Origin of the sequence: Streptomyces sp. ATCC 21386 (genome assembly GCF_018728545.1) — a bacterium.
Lineage (GTDB): Bacteria > Actinomycetota > Actinomycetes > Streptomycetales > Streptomycetaceae > Streptomyces.
Genome location: NZ_JAAVVL010000001.1, coordinates 7730508 through 7745846, shown reverse-complemented (window position 1 = coordinate 7745846; position 15339 = coordinate 7730508). Strand labels below are relative to the sequence as shown.

At 72.2% G+C, this 15339-nt stretch carries 13 protein-coding genes; 4 read left to right on the top strand and 9 right to left on the bottom strand.

Going from position 1 to position 15339, the window contains the following annotated elements; genetic code table 11:
- Window positions 1-9: 9 nt before the first annotated feature.
- The 3 genes from GWK25_RS33260 to GWK25_RS33250 all read right to left on the bottom strand — a co-directional run bounded on the left by GWK25_RS33260 (window position 10) and on the right by GWK25_RS33250 (window position 3233).
- Window positions 10-792, bottom strand: coding sequence for an AAC(3) family N-acetyltransferase (locus GWK25_RS33260; protein WP_215455261.1), 783 nt, complete (start codon window positions 790-792; stop codon window positions 10-12).
- Window positions 785-2947: a radical SAM/SPASM protein FxsB, inactivated metallohydrolase extension form gene (gene fxsB, locus GWK25_RS33255; protein ID WP_215455260.1), complete on the bottom strand. Its 2163-nt coding sequence runs from the start codon at window positions 2945-2947 to the stop codon at window positions 785-787. The genes GWK25_RS33260 and fxsB overlap by 8 nt, the downstream gene beginning before the upstream one ends.
- Window positions 2948-3050: 103 nt before the next feature.
- Window positions 3051-3233, bottom strand: coding sequence for a hypothetical protein (locus GWK25_RS33250; protein WP_215455259.1), 183 nt, complete (start codon window positions 3231-3233; stop codon window positions 3051-3053).
- A gap of 258 nt (window positions 3234-3491) precedes the next feature.
- On the opposite strand from GWK25_RS33250, the gene GWK25_RS33245 reads away from it, so the two are divergent.
- Window positions 3492-4406 carry a DUF4231 domain-containing protein gene (locus GWK25_RS33245; RefSeq protein WP_215455258.1) on the top strand — a complete coding sequence of 305 codons (915 nt, stop codon included), beginning with the start codon at window positions 3492-3494 and terminating at the stop codon, window positions 4404-4406.
- Window positions 4407-4417: 11 nt separating this feature from the next.
- Here the strand turns inward: GWK25_RS33245 and GWK25_RS33240 are convergent, their stop codons facing one another.
- From GWK25_RS33240 to GWK25_RS33220, 5 genes are all read right to left on the bottom strand, one after another.
- Window positions 4418-4909, bottom strand: a complete 492-nt coding sequence (locus GWK25_RS33240; RefSeq protein WP_251829145.1) for a hypothetical protein — start codon at window positions 4907-4909, stop codon at window positions 4418-4420.
- A 345-nt stretch (window positions 4910-5254) separates the two neighbouring features.
- Window positions 5255-6292 (bottom strand): rod shape-determining protein, encoded by a 1038-nt coding sequence (locus GWK25_RS33235; protein WP_215457781.1) that lies wholly within the window; start codon window positions 6290-6292, stop codon window positions 5255-5257.
- Between the two features lie 177 nt (window positions 6293-6469).
- Window positions 6470-7975: a carboxyl transferase domain-containing protein gene (locus GWK25_RS33230; protein ID WP_215455257.1), complete on the bottom strand. Its 1506-nt coding sequence runs from the start codon at window positions 7973-7975 to the stop codon at window positions 6470-6472.
- Window positions 7972-9441, bottom strand: a complete 1470-nt coding sequence (locus GWK25_RS33225) for an acyl-CoA synthetase (RefSeq protein WP_215455256.1) — start codon at window positions 9439-9441, stop codon at window positions 7972-7974. Before GWK25_RS33225 ends, GWK25_RS33230 begins: the two co-directional genes overlap by 4 nt.
- A gap of 91 nt (window positions 9442-9532) precedes the next feature.
- On the bottom strand, window positions 9533-10933 hold the full coding sequence (locus GWK25_RS33220) for an SLC13 family permease (RefSeq protein ID WP_215455255.1): 1401 nt from the start codon (window positions 10931-10933) through the stop codon (window positions 9533-9535).
- Window positions 10934-11186: 253 nt separating this feature from the next.
- On the opposite strand from GWK25_RS33220, the gene GWK25_RS33215 reads away from it, so the two are divergent.
- Window positions 11187-11897: a FadR/GntR family transcriptional regulator gene (locus tag GWK25_RS33215; protein ID WP_215455254.1), complete on the top strand. Its 711-nt coding sequence runs from the start codon at window positions 11187-11189 to the stop codon at window positions 11895-11897.
- Window positions 11898-11951: 54 nt separating this feature from the next.
- On the opposite strand, the gene GWK25_RS33210 is transcribed toward GWK25_RS33215, so the two are convergent.
- Window positions 11952-13022, bottom strand: a complete 1071-nt coding sequence (locus GWK25_RS33210; RefSeq protein ID WP_215455253.1) for a MerR family transcriptional regulator — start codon at window positions 13020-13022, stop codon at window positions 11952-11954.
- 327 nt (window positions 13023-13349) lie between these two features.
- On the opposite strand from GWK25_RS33210, the gene GWK25_RS33205 reads away from it, so the two are divergent.
- Both GWK25_RS33205 and GWK25_RS33200 read left to right on the top strand, forming a co-directional pair.
- Complete coding sequence (locus tag GWK25_RS33205; protein WP_308404374.1) at window positions 13350-14201, top strand: DUF3152 domain-containing protein; 852 nt, start codon at window positions 13350-13352, stop codon at window positions 14199-14201.
- A gap of 239 nt (window positions 14202-14440) precedes the next feature.
- The gene (locus GWK25_RS33200) at window positions 14441-15328 is read left to right on the top strand and encodes a RimK family alpha-L-glutamate ligase (RefSeq protein WP_215455252.1); all 888 of its coding nucleotides are present in this window, start codon (window positions 14441-14443) and stop codon (window positions 15326-15328) included.
- Window positions 15329-15339 lie beyond the last annotated feature (11 nt).

Below are 15339 nucleotides of genomic sequence, written 5' to 3'. Positions count from 1 at the left end.
CGTCATTTGTCAGCGATATCCGGACATGACCAGAGCTGCGGTGTCGACAGCGGCCCGCATGTCCAGGAGGAGGACGGGCTTCCCCGCCCATTCCCGCACGCTGATGAGCTCACTCGGCAGCTGTGCCCCGATCACCCCGAAGTCCCCGTCGAACAGGGCGAGATCCTCGTACGCGAACCAGTTGCCCTTCTCCTCCAGCACGCAGCGGTACGTCCGCGTCGGCGGCGGCGGACTCGTCCGGTACTCGGCGAGGTGGAACGCGGTGCACACCTCGAACCCCACGCGCAGCAGGAGTACCTGGGCGTTGGCCGCGTAGAGCGCCGCCATCGGGGACCGCTCACCGAGATGGCAGCGTGGATCGTGGTCGGCGAGCAGTTCCGCCGCGCGCGGACCGAGGGCGGCGAAGGAGGTCTGGGGGTGGGCGCTGCGCACGGCCCCCGGTGTGCTCCGCACGCACTCGGCGAGCGCGCCCATGGACGGACAGGGCGTGGCGTCCTTCTCGAACGGCAGCATCCCCGCCCGGAACTCGGCCTTCTCCCGCTCGGACATGCCCTCCGTGAACGCCTGGTACTCGCGGGAGGTGTCGGAGTTCTCCGGGGTGAAGGCGGGGACGACGAGGGTGCCGTCGGGGCCCAGAGCGCTCAGCAGCGCGTCGCGTACGGCGACGGGGGCGAGGCCGGTGCCGCTCAGTGAGGAGTGCACCATCAGGACGCCTCCGGGGCGGACACCCCACTCGGCCAGGTCGTCGTGGAGACGGGCCGCCGGGCCCTGCGGTCGAGTGGCGTCAGCCATGCAGCGTCACCCATTCTCTTCGTAGTTCCTCTGCCAAGTGAACTCCACTCTCGGTGAGTTGGGCATCGGGTAGGGCGCCGATCCGGTCCAGGGTGTGTCCGGCGCGGAGCAGTTCCTCGGTGCGGGCCGCCCGGTCGGCCGACACGGTGGCCCGGCCGATGGCATCGCTCGCCTCGTCGAGGAGCCGTCCGGCGCCGGTGCCGGGCACGTTCAGGTCCGCGACCTGCCGCAGAGCGGCGAGCCTGGACCGTCGCAGCAGCAGGGGAAGTTCGCGGGCCAGTTCCTCGGGCTCGAAGTCGACGGCCACCCCCAGCGCGCCCGGTGTGTCCGTTCCCGGCAGCAGGCCGGTGCCGGCCGCGAGAGGGGTGATGGTGGTGCAGAGGGAGACGTCCGGGCCGGGCCGCGGGCTCGGTTCGTGTGCGTCCGGCGCGTCGTACGCGGCGCGCAGCCGTTTGGTGAAGAGCGCCAGGTCGCTGGGGTTCAGCGGGGCCGCGGCCGGTGCCGGGTAGCCGTCGCGGTACGGGTCGGCGTCGTCGATGAGGAGCGTCGGTCCGCCGGTGGGCTTCAGCGACTTCAACGGGCGCCATTCGACGTGCAGTTCGCCGCCGTCCTGGTCCCTTCCGGTCACTTTCAGGCCGTCCGCCGTGATCGCGCACTCGACCCGTCCGGGTGCCGAGAGGCGCAGGGTCCCGAGGGTCGGGAGGTACAGGTCCCGGTCCTGCTGCCACCAGGTGCGGGTGGCTTCCCTCTCCGCGAGCACGGCGGCCGCCGAGGCGGTCGCCGCCAGCCGCGCGAGGTCGGCGTGCCCCTCCAGGGCGCGCAGCAGCACGGTACGCAGATACGGGTGAGCGAGGACGGTGTCGAGGTGGGGCGCGGTGGCGGCGTCGGAGTCCAGCTCGACCAGCAGGTCCCAGGTCTCGGCCCAGTCGGGGTGACCGGACAGCTCGGTGTTCAGCCGGGCCAACAGGGTCCGGTTGAGCTCCAGTTGGGCCAGCTTGAGGCTGCCGGTGTCCGCGACCGCCGGGTGCAGTGCGCGCTCGGTGATCCGCTCGGCGATGCCCTCGACCAGGCCCCGCAGGTCGGAGCAGAACACGGAGGGGTTGTCGAAGCCTCGCTCGCCGCTGTACCGGTGGGCGTAGAGGCCGCCGCCGCAGGACGTGACGACCGGGCAGCGGCGGCAGGTCTCGCTGACGCCGGCGATGCCGAGCTGACGGGCCCGGACGCCGGGGTGCTCGGCGAACTCCGCGAAGCCGTGCCGGAAGACGTCGTAGCCGGTGGCGGGTGCGCCCTCGTAGGCGGTCTTGAGGCTGTCGGCCTGCTCGAAGGTGCCGTCGGTCTCGATCACCGCCAGGTCGGACGGGGCGAGGCCCAGCGCCTCGGTCAGGCTGGGGCCGCCGCGCAGGGTGCTGAGCACCGAGTCGAAGGTTCTGACCGGCATGGGGCGCCCCTGTTCCTCCCAGCGGTCGAAGACCTTCAGCAGCCAGTCGGCGTAGGGCGTTCCCGTGCCGTGTCCGGGAGGGGGGCTGTCCCACGTCGAATGGGGGAGGAGGTAGTCGACGCGGGGAGGTTCCAGGGCGGTCAGGGCGTCGTGCACCGCGACCGGGTCGTTGGCCACGTCCACCGTGCACAGCAGGCCCTGGAACAGGTCCCGGTACTCCGGCAGGCGGAGGAGCCCGATCGCCCGCAACACCCGGTCGTAGCTGCTGCGACCTCGGCGGTCCAGTCGATGCCGATCGTTGGCCACCCGATCACCGTCGAGTGAAATTCCGACCTTCACACCGAATTCCCGGAACACTTCCAGGTGCCGCTTGTTCAGCTGTACGCCATTCGTATGAATGCGCAGGTCCAATGTCGTGACCGGCGCCAATACGCGGGTGAGTTCCGCGCACATGTTCCGTAGCCGGGCAGGTCCGGCGAGGAGCGGTTCTCCACCGTGCAGAATCACGGCGACGGATTCCAGTTCGCTCTCGACCGCGTATTCGGCGAGGCGGCGAGCCACTTGGCCGAGGGTCTCCTCGGCGATCACCACCGGCCGCCCACGCCAGCTCTGGTCGGCGTGTTCGTACACATAGCAGTGGTCGCATGCCAGGTCGCAGCGGCTGTGCACCTTGAGGACCAGTTGCTGGATCGGTCGCTGGCCGCGGAAGTCCGTCACTTTCCGGAAGTGTACGCGCCGAGGCGTCCCCGTGGAGGCGGCGCGAGACCCCAACGCCCTTGTTGATCAAGAAGGTTGGGGTCTCGGATGTCGTGCTCGGGAGTCAGATGGACGAGTTGAACTCGCCCGCTCCTGCGGGGCGCGACTCGCGAACCTCGGTCACACGACCGGTGAACCGCTGGACGCGGGGCTCACGCGTGTCGATCGTCGCGAGTGTGGCCGTCCGCTTGGTGGCCGGTCGAGTCGCGCCCGGTCGGCGGATCGGCTTCGTGCCCGGAACGTTCATGGATTTCTCGTCCTCCTCAGGAGACCAATGCGTCATCAGCCCCTGGCCGACGAGATCCCGTGGCAAGGGCCTGGTCATTGAGGTTCGGACGACACTGTAGGGCATGGTTCTATCATGCACGCCCTTTACCACGCACGCCTCCGACGGTAAAGGGTGCCTGTGCTCGGCCGTGTTCTCCGGCAGGCGGCCTGGCGCGAATTCAAAATTGACGAGAGCATGACCGTTCCGTCTGCTTCCCGGTATCCGTATGAGGTCTGCATGGCTGTGACGCCCGGCCCCAGTACTACGGTGAGTGATCGTGATCTGTCCCCGTTGTTCCAGGTGTGCGATGAGAAGGCGGTGACCCATCAGGGTGAAAGCTTCAAGGTCGTCCGGTGGCAACTCGTCGTCCTGCTGCTCGCGACCGCGACCGCTTCGCTGGCCGAGCGGGTCGGGAGCCGGGTGCCCTCGGCCGTCGCGGCCGTGCTGTACGCCCTGACGTTCGGGATCGGTCTGTACGTGTCCCGTCGGCGGGCGCGGGCACAGTGGCAGGCCCATCGGGCGGCGGCCGAGGTGGTCAAGTCGCTGGCCTGGCAGTTCATGGTGCACGGCGGGCCCTTCCACTCACGGCTCGTCAACCCTGAGGCGCTGTTCGCCGAACGGCTGGAGCTACGGCTCAGCGAGCTGCGCAAGGTGGGGTGGCAGGACCCGCGCGAGACCGTCACCGAACTCGGACTCGGGCAGATCACGCCGATGATGCGTGCGGTGCGCGCCAAGGCGTTCGCCACGCGGCGTGACATCTATCTCCGTGACCGGGTCCTGCAACAACTGGCCTGGTATCGCGGCAAGGCCGGGGAGGCGCACCAAGCGTCCGTGCGCTGGTCGGGCGTCACCACCACCCTGACGGCGCTGGCCCTGGCCACCGCCGTCGCGCGGGCCACCGGGGTGATCGGCAGCCGCTGGGACCCGACCGGTGTCCTCAGTGCCGCCGCCGCGGCCGGCGTCGCCTGGCAGGAGATGCGACGGCACCGCCCGCTCACGTACGCCCACAAGCTGGTGGAGCAGGACCTCGACACGCACCGTGTCACCATGGTCACGACCGTCACGGAGGACGGGTGGGCCGACGCGGTCGCGGAGGCGGAGCGGCTGGTGTCGCCGCAGCACACGGACTGGCTGGTGCGGTTCGGGTCCTGACGGGGCGGGGGTCAGGCGCGGCGTACGCCCGGACTCCACAGGACCGTCACCGGGACGCCCGTGTGGTGTGCGTAGTCGACGATGTCGGCCGTGCCGCCCAGGCCGCGGGCCGGGGCGCCGTCCCAGACGGCGATCATGCGGTCGGTGTGGTCGACGATGTAGCGCCCGGCCGCGTAGTACGCCTCCTCGTGGGTGCGTTCGTACGGCAGTTGCTCGCGTTCGGTGCAGCATTTGAGGAGGCGGCGGTAGGCGCCGCGGACCTGGTCGTCGCCGAGGTGGGTCTCGTAGTCCATGCCGGGGATCACCGCCGTGAGCTGGAGTCCGCTCTCCAGGGCGATCTCCGCGAAGAGCTGATCGGCGCCGGCGGCGAGACTGCTGAGGGCCCGGGTGGTGGAGGGGCGGCCGCGTAACTCCGCCCGGATGCCCGAGCGGACGGCGGACAGGGCGGCCTCCGGGATCTCCCGGTGTCCGGTGATACCGATCCGGGTCACGGGCCCTGGCATCCGCACGCTCACCTCCCTGACCGTGTTCCTCCAAGTAACCCTAGCGTCGGGGGACTTCGGCGAGAACGACACGTACGGGCGTTCGGTGGGGCGTCACGGGCTCACGGGGGCGACGATCGGGTGACCGACGTGGTGCCGACCGCCCTCGTGTGCCCCGGGTGCTGCCGCTCGTGGGCATGTTCGGAGAACTGTTCGTAGGAGGAGGAGCGAGGGCCGGGTGGGGCGGCCTCCGGAGTGGGCCGGTGCCGGTGCCGGTGCCGGTGCCGGTGCGGTCCGGTGCGGTGCGGTCCGGCGCGGTGTGGTGTGGTGGGGTGGGGTGCGGGCGCGGCGGCCGGGGCGCGTCGGTCAGTCTCCCACCGGGTCCAGGCTGATGGGTTCGATCCGGCCGTCGAGCATCGCGCCGACACCGAGCGCGGCGCAGACGTCGGGGCGTTCGGCGATGTGGACCGGCATGCCGGTGGCGTGGCGCAGCATCTGGTCGAAACCGGGGAGCAGGGCGCTGCCGCCGACCATCATGATGCCCCGGTCGGCGAGGTCGGCCACCAGGTCGGGCGGGCAGTCGCGGAGCACCTTGCCGATGCCGTCGACCACGGCGGTGAGGGGGGTCTGGATGGCGTCCCGTACGGCCGCGGTGTCCACCTGGACGGAACGGGCCAGCCCCGTCGCCACGTCCAGGCCGTGGATCTCGGTGGAGGTGGGCCCGTGCGGGGTGAGGCCGTTGCCGGAGAGGGCCAGCTGGAGCGGCCGTACGGACTGGCTCGGCAGCGTCAGTTCGTGGCGCAGGCGCAGGTGCTGCACGATCGCGTGGTCGATGGTCTCGCCGCCGACGGGGATGCGCACCGCGCTGACGACCGAGCCGAGGGAGAGGACGGCGAGTTCGGTGGCACCCGCGCCACACACCATGATCATGGTGGCCTCGGGCTGCTCCACCGGCAGGCCGCAGCCGACCGCCGCCGCGATGAGGGTGTCCACGAGTTCCACCCGGCGGGCGCCGAGGCCCACCAGGGTCTCGATCGTGGCGCGTTGGGCGAGCGGGTCCGCGCCGTGCGGGGTGCAGGCGGCGGCGCGCAGCACGGGCTTGCGGCGCAGGGTGCGGCGCACCCGGTCGCCCAGCAGCTGACGCAGCATCCGCTGGGCCATCTCGATGTCGACGACCGTACCGCCGGAGACGGGCCGGACGACGCGGATGTAGTCGGGCGTGCGGCCCGTCATCTTCTCCGCGAACTCCCCGACCGCGATCAGCGCGCCCGTCCGGGTGTTCACGGCGGCGACGCTCGGCTGGTCCACGACCAGGCCCGCCCCCTTCACATACACCCGGGTCCGCGCGGCCCCGAGGTCGACGCCGAAGTGGCAGCGGCGCAGCTGCTCCAGACTGGCGGTCATCGCGGTCATTGCGGATCCTCCCGAGAGCACGGACCGTACGGACCGCCGCCGGTCGGCGGTTCCGGGTTCCCTTTGCATCGTGCGGGGGGCGGGGGTGGGGTGCCTGTTGGGGTGGGCCGGGTGGGGGTGCGGCTGGACGGGTGGTTCGGTGGGGCGGGACGGCCGCGCCTCTTCGCTTCAGTCGGGTGGGGGTGTTGTCGCGAGGGTCGTCGTGGGGGTCGTCGCGGGGGTGACGATTCCGCGTACGACGCCCAGCTCGACCAGGTCCTGCGGTCGTAGGCGGAGTTCGTCGGCCGTCGCCCGCACCTGGTCCCCCGGGCGTTTGAGGATCGCGGCCGCCAGTTCCGGGGCGATCACCGAGAAGTAGGAGTCGGGGGTGGCCCAGGTGTGGGCGGGGGCGGCGAGAGCGAGGGCGCCGCCCGAGCCGCCCTCGCCGATGAGGAGGGTGGTGACGGGGGTGCGGGCGGTGGCGACGGTGGTGAAGAGGGCGGCGATGGCGGGGCCCGCGCCCTGGCGTTCGGCGTCGGCGTCGTTCGCGGCGCCGGGGGTGTCGATCAGGGTCAGGACGGGGATGCCGAGGCGGTCGGCGAGGCGGACGAGGCGGGCGGCGGTGCGGTAGCCCGCCGGGCGGGTCGGGGTGCCGCACTGGGCCGCGTAGGCGACGGTCCGGCCCCCGTGTTCACCGAAGCCGCAGAGCATGCCGGGGTCGGTGCCGCCGGCGCGGTCCCCTCGCAGGGGGGCTCGGCGGGTGAAGTAGGCGTCCAGATAGGCCTCGGCTCGGGGGCGGTGGGAGGAGCGGGCGCGTTGTACGGCGTCCCAGCCGGTGGTGGGGAGGGCGGGGAGGGGCGCCTGTTGGGGTGGGGGGTTCGGTTGCCCGGCGGCTGCCGGCTCGTGAGGGCTGGGCGCGCAGTTCCTCGCGCCCCTTGCGGGCCTGCGGCCTTCGTGAAGGGCCGCGTCGGGTGGCAGGGCATGGGTTGGGAGGGCGTGGGGTGGGGGTGCCGGTTCTGTGGACGGGGTGGTCAGGAGGCTCAGCCAGAGGGCCAGTGTGTCGCGCAGGTCGGTCGGGGAGACCACCGCGTCGATCGAGCCCGCCGCGAGTTGCGACTCCGCCGTGTACGCCGTCGGGTCCGCGTCCGGGGGGCGGACGCGGGAGCCGGCGAAGCCCACCTGGGCGTCCGGGAGGGCCAGGACGATGTCGGCGGCGGCGCCGAGGGCGGCCCAGCCGCCGCCCGTCGTGGGGTCGCGGAGGACCGCGATCTGCGGCAGCCCGGCCTCGCCCGTCAGCGCCGACTGGCGTGCCACGCGCTGGAGTTGGGTGAGGGCGCGCATGCCCTCCTGCATACGGCTGCCACCGGTCGCGATCAGGGAGACGACCGGGAGGCGGTGCTCGCGGGCATATACGTGGGCGGCTTCCAGGCGGTCGCCGGTGCGTTCGCCGAGGGAGCCGCCCAGGAAGCCGAACTCGAAGGAGATCAGGACCGCTTGGGCGGTTCCGACGGTCGCTCGCCCCCACACCACCGACTCCTCCTCCCCGGTGCGCTCGGCGGCGCGGGCGTGGGAGGCGTCGTAACCGGGCCAGGCCAGGGGCCCGTCGGGGGCGTACTCCCGCTGGGGTGTGGGGAGTTCGGCGAAGTCGTCGGTCAGGAGGGCGAGGGCCTCGCGGGCCGAGTGGCGGCCGGTCATCCGGCTTCGTCCGTCTTCAGCGCGCGCTTCATGATCTTGCCCATGTCGTTGCGGGGGAGGGAGGCGAGGTAGTGAACGGTGCGGGGGCGCTTGTGGGGGGAGAGGAGAGCGGCGACGTGGGACGCCAACTCTGCTGCTGGCGGCGGGGATTGGGGATCCTGCGGGACGATCCAGGCGACCACGCGTTCGCCGAGGTCGGGGTCCGGTGCGCCGGTGACGGCCGCTTCCCGGACGCCCGGGTGTTCCAGGAGCGCGTTCTCGATCTCGCCCGCACCGATCTTGTAGCCGCCGCTCTTGATGAGGTCGGTGGCCTTCCGGCCGACGATGCGGACGTAGCCGTCGGGGTCGCGGACGGCCATGTCGCCGGTGCGGAACCAGCCGTCGGCGGTGAACGCGGCGGCGGTGGCGTCGGGCCGGTTGAGGTACTCGGTGAAGAGGTTCGGACCACGCACCTGGATCTCGCCGACCGACTCGCCGTCGTACGCGGTCAGGGGCGTCCCGTCCTCCTCGACCAGCCTCAACTCCACGCCGGGCAGCGGGACCCCGACCGTGCCGGCGCGGGGCTCGCCGTCGGCGCGGACGCTGGTGTTCATGAGCGTCTCCGTCATGCCGTACCGCTCGATGACCCGGCGGCCGGTCGCCGCCGCGATCCGCTCGTGGTCGTGCACCGGCAGCGCGGCCGAGCCGGAGACGAGGAGGCGGGCGCGGCCGAGCGCCTTCGCCAGGTCCGGGTCGGTGGGGAGGGTCTCGGCGATGCGGTGGTACATCGTCGGGACGCCGAACAGCATCGTCGCGCCCGACGACAGCTCCCGGGCGACGGCACCCGTGTCGAACCTGCCGAGGTGGCGGACCGCGCCGCCGCGCCGCAGCGGGCCCAGGATGCCCAGGATCAGACCGTGCACGTGGAAGAGGGGCAGGGCGTGGACCAGTACGTCGTCGGCGGTCCACCGCCAGGCGTCGGCCAGCGCGTCCAGGGTGGTCGCGACGGCGCGGCGGGGGATGACGGCGCCCTTCGGCGGGCCGGTCGTTCCGGAGGTGTAGACGATGAGGGCGGGGGCCGTGGGAGCCGGTTCGTCCGAGAGTGCCGGGCGCGAGGTCGGGCGGTCCCGTACGTCGACGTCCACACGCTCCAAGTCGGCCAGCGCGGACGGGAGTTCGACGTCGGGAGCGGTGAGGATCAGTGTGGGGGCGCTGTCCTTCAGGATGTGTCCCAGCTCGCTCTGGCCCGACTTCGGGTTGAGCGGTACGGCGGGGACGCCGGCCCGTAGCGCGGCCACGACGCCCACCGCCGTCTCCAGCGTCGGTGTCGCCCAGACGGCCACGCGGCCCGCGTCGCGGATTCGGGCGGCGAGCGCGTCGGTCACCGCCGAGAGTTCCGCGTACGTCAGGGAGCGGTCACCGAAGCGCAGGGCGGGGTGGCCGGGGGTTCGGGCTTCGCCGGTGAGGGCCGGGAAGAGAGAGGACACGTTCTGCACTCCTTGGTCGTCGCCTCGGTCCTCGCCGTTCGAGGTACCGCACTGCCCTCGGGCGCCCCGATCGGCGGGGCTCCCGATGGGGTTACCCGAATCCCGGGACCACCAGCACCAGCCACACCACGGCGGGTACCACGGCCACCACGATCCCTCCGTAGATCATCAGCTGTCGGAAGAAACGCTCGCGGTCGACGTCCGGTGCGGCGGCCAGGACCAGGGCGCCGTTGGTGGAGAAGGGGCTGACGTCCACGACCGTCGCGGAGACGGCGAGCGCCGCGACCATGCCGACCGCGCCGATCTCGCCCTGGGCCAGGAACGGTACGGCCAGGGGGATCAGGGCGCCCATGATGCCGACGGAGGAGGCGAAGGCCGAGATCACGGCACCGATGTAGCAGAGGAGTACGGCGGCGAGGAGGGGGATGCCGATGTCGCCGACACCCTCGCCGGCCCAGGTGATGGTGCCCATCTCGTCGAGCACGCCCACGTAGGTCAGAACGCCGCAGATGAGGAGGACCGTGGACCAGGCGATCTGGGTCACGGCCTTGCGGCTGTCGTCCGGCCAGAGGGCGCTGAGGAGGGCGGCGAGGGTGACGGCGGTGAGACCGGCGTCCAGGTCGAGGGCGAGGACCGCGATGACCAGGGCGGCGAGGGAGGCGAGGGTGGCCGTGCGGGCGGGGGTGAGCGTGGGGGCGGTGTCGGCGTCGGTGTCGGTGTCGGTGTCGGCGAGGGTGGTGCCGGTGCCGGTGGATGTGTCGGCGTCGGTGGCTTTCGGGTGCCCGGGGGTGGGGTCGGCCGGGGAGTGGGTTCGCTGCTCGTCGGTGCGAGGTGCGGCTGCGCCCACCGGTGCCGGCCCAGCGGTACGACTGCCCGCAGCTGGGCCGGGCCTCAGCTTCAAGCCCCCGAACAGTACGAATACCACGGCCGCGATCACGAGGTTGGCGATCAGGGACGTCAGGAACAGGGCCAGTTCGTTGCCGGGGAGGTTCTCGCGTTCGACGATGCCGTTGACGATCGTGCCGTAGATGCTGATGGGGGAGAAGCCGCCGCCCTGCGCGCCGTGGACCACCATCGCGCCCATCAGCAGGGGACTGATGCCGTAGCGCGAGGCGAAGCTGAGGGCGATGGGGGCGACGATCGCGACCGCCGCCGGACTCACCGCACCGATCGCCGTGAGCGCGCCCGTGAGGAAGAACATCACCCAGGGGATCAGCACCACCCGCCCCCGCACCAGGCGTATCGCGGCATGCACCAGCCAGTCGGTCGTGCCGTTGGCGCGGGCGATCGCGAAGAGATAGGTGACGCCGACGAGGACGACGAACAGGTCACCGGGGAAGCCGGCGAAGATGCCGTCCGCGTCGAGGTCGGCGACGAGTTCGCCCACCCCGAAGGCGGCGGCGAAGGCGAGCGCGCCCATGTTCACGGAACGGGTCGTGGCGATGACGAACACCACGGCGAGGACGAGGATCGAGATCAGTTCGGGGGACATACGGGCTCCCGTCGTTGGGTCCCGGAACGGCAGGGGAGGCGCTGAGGCGAGGGTTGAGTGCCGAGTGGTTGAGTGGTCGAGTGGATGAGCCACTTACGGGTCGTCAGCGTGGGGGCGTACGGCGCTGGCGTCAAGAGGGTGTGCGGAAATTGGTTCAGCCACTCGACCACCGGTCCACCGGCACCCCCGGTGTTACGCTCCGGACGTCGACGTCGGACGAGACGACGCGCCGTGAGCAGCACGAGGGGGAATCGTGAGCGACGCCCTGCGCCCCATGGCCAAGCAGCGGCTCTACGAGCAGGTCCTCGACCGGCTGCGCCAGTACGTCGTCGAGGGCGGGCTGCGGGCCGGTGACCGGCTGCCGCCCGAGCGGGACCTGGCCCAGCGGCTCGGGGTGAGCCGGGCCTCGGTCAAGCAGGCCATCGTGGTGCTGGAGGTCCAGGGGCTGGTGGAGGCCCGGCACGGTGGCGGCACGTATCTCGTCCGGGACAGCCTGGACGTCGAGCCGGTCGAGCGGATGGTCGAACGGCGTCGGCGGCTGCCCGATGTGCTGGAGGCCCGCGAGGCCTTGGAGACGAAGCTCGCCGAACTGGCCGCCGAGCGCCGTACGGAGGACGACCTGGCGGCCATGCGGGACGCGCTCACGCACATGGTCGGGGAGATCGAGCGGGACGGGCACGGCGTCGAGGGCGACCGGCTCTTCCACGCGGCGGTCACGGCGGCCGCGCACAGCAGCCTGCTCGCCGAGTTCATGCGCTCCATCGCAGACCAGATCGCCGAGAGCCGCACCGAGTCGCTGCGCCAGCCCGGCCGCCCCGACCGTTCCCTCGCCCAGCACCAGGCGATCCTCGACGCCATCGCCGCCCGGCAGCCCCAGCAGGCGGCCGCCGCGATGCGCCGCCATGTCCGCACGGTCGCCAAGGTCCGCCTGCTGGACTGGGACCCAGGCGAATCGCCTTCCTGAGGAGTCCCTGAGCCCCCCGGGGCGTCCACCGGAGCCCTCCCGGCCCTCTGGCCCCTACCGCTCCCCGCTCCGCCGGCCCACCACGTCCGCCACCACGCAGCTCACGTTGTCGGGGCCGCCCGCCTCGTTCGCCTCGGTGACGAGGGCGCGTACGGCGGTGTCGGGGTCGGTGGCCGAGGACAGGGTGTGCCGGATGGCCGGGTCGGCGACGACCGAACAGAGGCCGTCGGAGCAGAGGAGGTAGCGGTCGCCGGGGTGGGCGTCATGGAGGCGCAGGTCTGGTGTCGCGGTGGCCTCACCGTTGGTCAACGCCTTGAGGAGCAGGGCGGGTTGGGGGTGTGCGGTGGCCTCCTCCGGGGTGAGCCGGCCCTCGTCGATCATCGACTGGACGACCGTGTGGTCATGGGTGATCCGGAACAGTTCGCCGTCGCGCAGCAGATACGCGCGTGAGTCGCCGATGTGGACGAGGGCGAGCTGCGAGCCGGTCCAGAGCATCGCCGTCAGGGTCGTGCCGTCGTCCCCGGTCCCCGCGACGTCCCGTACGGCGTCGCTCGCGCCCCGTACCGCGTCCTCCAGCAGGTTCAGCACGCTGCCCGCCGGGAGGGTCTCGCGGTCCAGGGTCTTCAGTGCCTCCACGGCGGCCGTGCTCGCGGGGGCCCCGGCGGGGCCGAAGCCGTCGGCGACGGCGAGGACGCGGGCGCCGGCGTAGGCGGTGTCCTGGTTGGCGGCGCGGACGAGGCCGGTGTCGGAAAGGGCGGCGTAACGGAGTTCGAGCATCGCGGTGTCCTCCTCGGACGTGTGGGTGAGGTGGTCCACGAGGAAGGCCGCCAGGTCGCGTCGGGTCGCCGTCTCGGCCTCGACCCCGGCCCAGTACGCCCGGATCTCCCGGGCCGCGGCGCCCGGCTCCAGCGCGCACACCGTACGGATGCGGGCCAGCGGCATCCCGAGCCGGCGGAGCCAGGCCACCAGCCGGGCCTGCTCCAACTGCTCGGCGGCGTAGTAGCGGTAGCCGGTGTCGGGGTCGACCCGGGCGGGCCGCAGCAACTCCAGCTCGTCGTAGAGCCGCAGTGCCTTCGGTGACAGCCGGCACGCCTTGGCGAAGGCCCCGATCGTCAGCATCCGCATGGTTCCCCCTGGCTTCCTGTCGGGTCCGTCGGGTCCGTCGGGTCCGTCGGGTCTGTCGGTCCGGTCGGTCCCGGCGGTCCTCGTTCCGCGATCGATGCTGGGGCTTCACCGAAGGTGAAGGTCAAGCGGTCGTACGGAGTTCAGTCGATCATCCGTTATCTTTTCGTGATCGAGTCGGCCACATCCGATCACATGCTGATCACACTCTGAGGGAATATGAGCGCGCACAAGGCACCACGTTCTCGCAGCCGCAGTCGAACCCGTAGCCGCCGGCGGAAGGCTCCCGCGTCGCGCGCGAGGGCGCCTCTGTGGAGCGGCCTCGGGGCGGTGGCGGTCGTCGGTGTCGCCGGGTTCGCCGCGGTGGGGTGGATGAACGGCGGGACGGGCGAGTCGGCGGGCGAGCGCGGCAGCAACGCGTCCGCCGAGTCCTCGGCCGAGCGGCCTGGGCGCTCGTCCGGGCCGAGCGCCCAGGCGGACGGCCCTCCTTCCGGAAGCCGTTCCTCGCCCAGTTCCTCACCCAGCTCGTCCCCGAGCTCCTCGCGCAGTTCCCCGTCGAATTCCTCACCGAGCGCGTCCGGGTCGCCCTCCCCGAGCGGTTCGGGGCCGATCACCATCCCCGCAACCGGGCCCGGCACGTTCACCACGGCGTCCGGGGGCAGCGACAAGGTGGGGAAGGGGACGCCGCTGCGCTACCGGGTCGACGTCGAGAAGGGGCTGTCGCTGTCGGCCGCCGCCGTCGCCGAGGAGGTGGAGGCCGTCCTCGCCGACCCGCGCGGCTGGACCGCCGACGGAAAGTCGGCTTTCCGACGGGTCTCCGACGGTCCCGCCGACTTCGTCGTCAAGGTCGCGACCCCGGGTACCGTCGACGACGTCTGCGGCCGGGCCGGGCTGAACACCCGGGGCGAGTACAACTGCCGGGCCGGTGACGACGTCATGGTCAACCTGGAGCGCTGGGAGCTGGCGACTCCCGTCTACGCCGACGACGTCAAGGCCTACCGAGCCCTGATCATCAACCACGAGGTCGGCCACTTCCTCGACCACGGCCACGTCACGTGCCCCGGCAAGGGCAAGCCCGCTCCGGCGATGATGCAGCAGATCAAGGGCATGAAGGGCTGCGTCCCCAACGTCTGGCCCTACGACCGCGACGGCCGCCTCATCACGGGACCGGCGGTGCCGTGACCCGCGCCGCGCCACGGTGAGCGGACGCAGGGCCGGCCCTCGCGACACGGTGAGCCGACGCACGGCGCCGCGCTGCCGCGGCCCCGTGCACGCCTCGATCGGGAGATCCTCCGGTCGTGTTCCCGGAGCCCCGCGGAAACCCCTTCCCCGCATGGTGTCCGAGGTTGTTAGCCTCGGCGGACATCCGCCTTCCGGGCCCCTCGTCGGGGCGCAGCCAGACGTACGAGATCGGAGTTCCCGTGGCCCGCACAGCCGCTCCCCGTATCGCCCTCGCCACCTACGATCCCGGGCCCGGGATCAACCACGACCGGGATCTGCCGGTGCTGGTGGAGGCGCTGCGGGCGGCCGGGGCCGGCGCGGGGGCCGTGCACTGGGACGATCCGGCGGTCGACTGGGCCGCACACGACCTGGTCGTCATCCGGTCCACCTGGGACTACAGCTGGCGCGCGGCCGAGTTCGTGGCCTGGGCGGGGAAGACCGGCGAGGCCACCCGGCTCGCCAACCCGGCCGAGGTCGTGCGCTGGAACACCGACAAGCGGTACATCGGCGATCTCGCGCGGGCCGGGGTGCCGGTCGTGCCGACGGACTATCTCGCACCCGGTGACCCCCTGCGGCTGCCCGAGGCGCACCCGTACGTCGTGAAGCCCACCTCCGGCGCGGGCGCCCGGTACGCCGCCCGCTACACCCCCGACCAGCGGGAGACCGCGGCGGCACATGTCGAGCGGATGCACGGCGAGGGGCTCACCGCGATGGTGCAGCCGTTCGTGACCAGCATCGACACCGAGGGCGAGCGGGCCCTGCAGTTCTTCGGCGGCCGACTGCTGCACGCCAGCCGCAAGGGCGCGGTGCTCGCGCCCGACACGGCGTACGACGCCGAGAAGACCGCCCACCCCGACCTGGTGCCCTGGACCCCGACAGAGTCCGAACTCGCCGTGGCCGAGCGGGCGTTGGCCGCCGTACCGGACCGGCCCGAGCTGCTGTACGCGCGGGTCGACCTGGTCACCGGGGCCGACGGGCAGCCGTGTGTGATGGAGCTGGAGCTCGTCGAGCCCAACCTCTTCCTGTGGCTGCACCCGGACTCGCTGCCCCGGGCCGTGGACGCGATCCTGGCCGCCGCGACCGCCTGACCCGCGTCCCG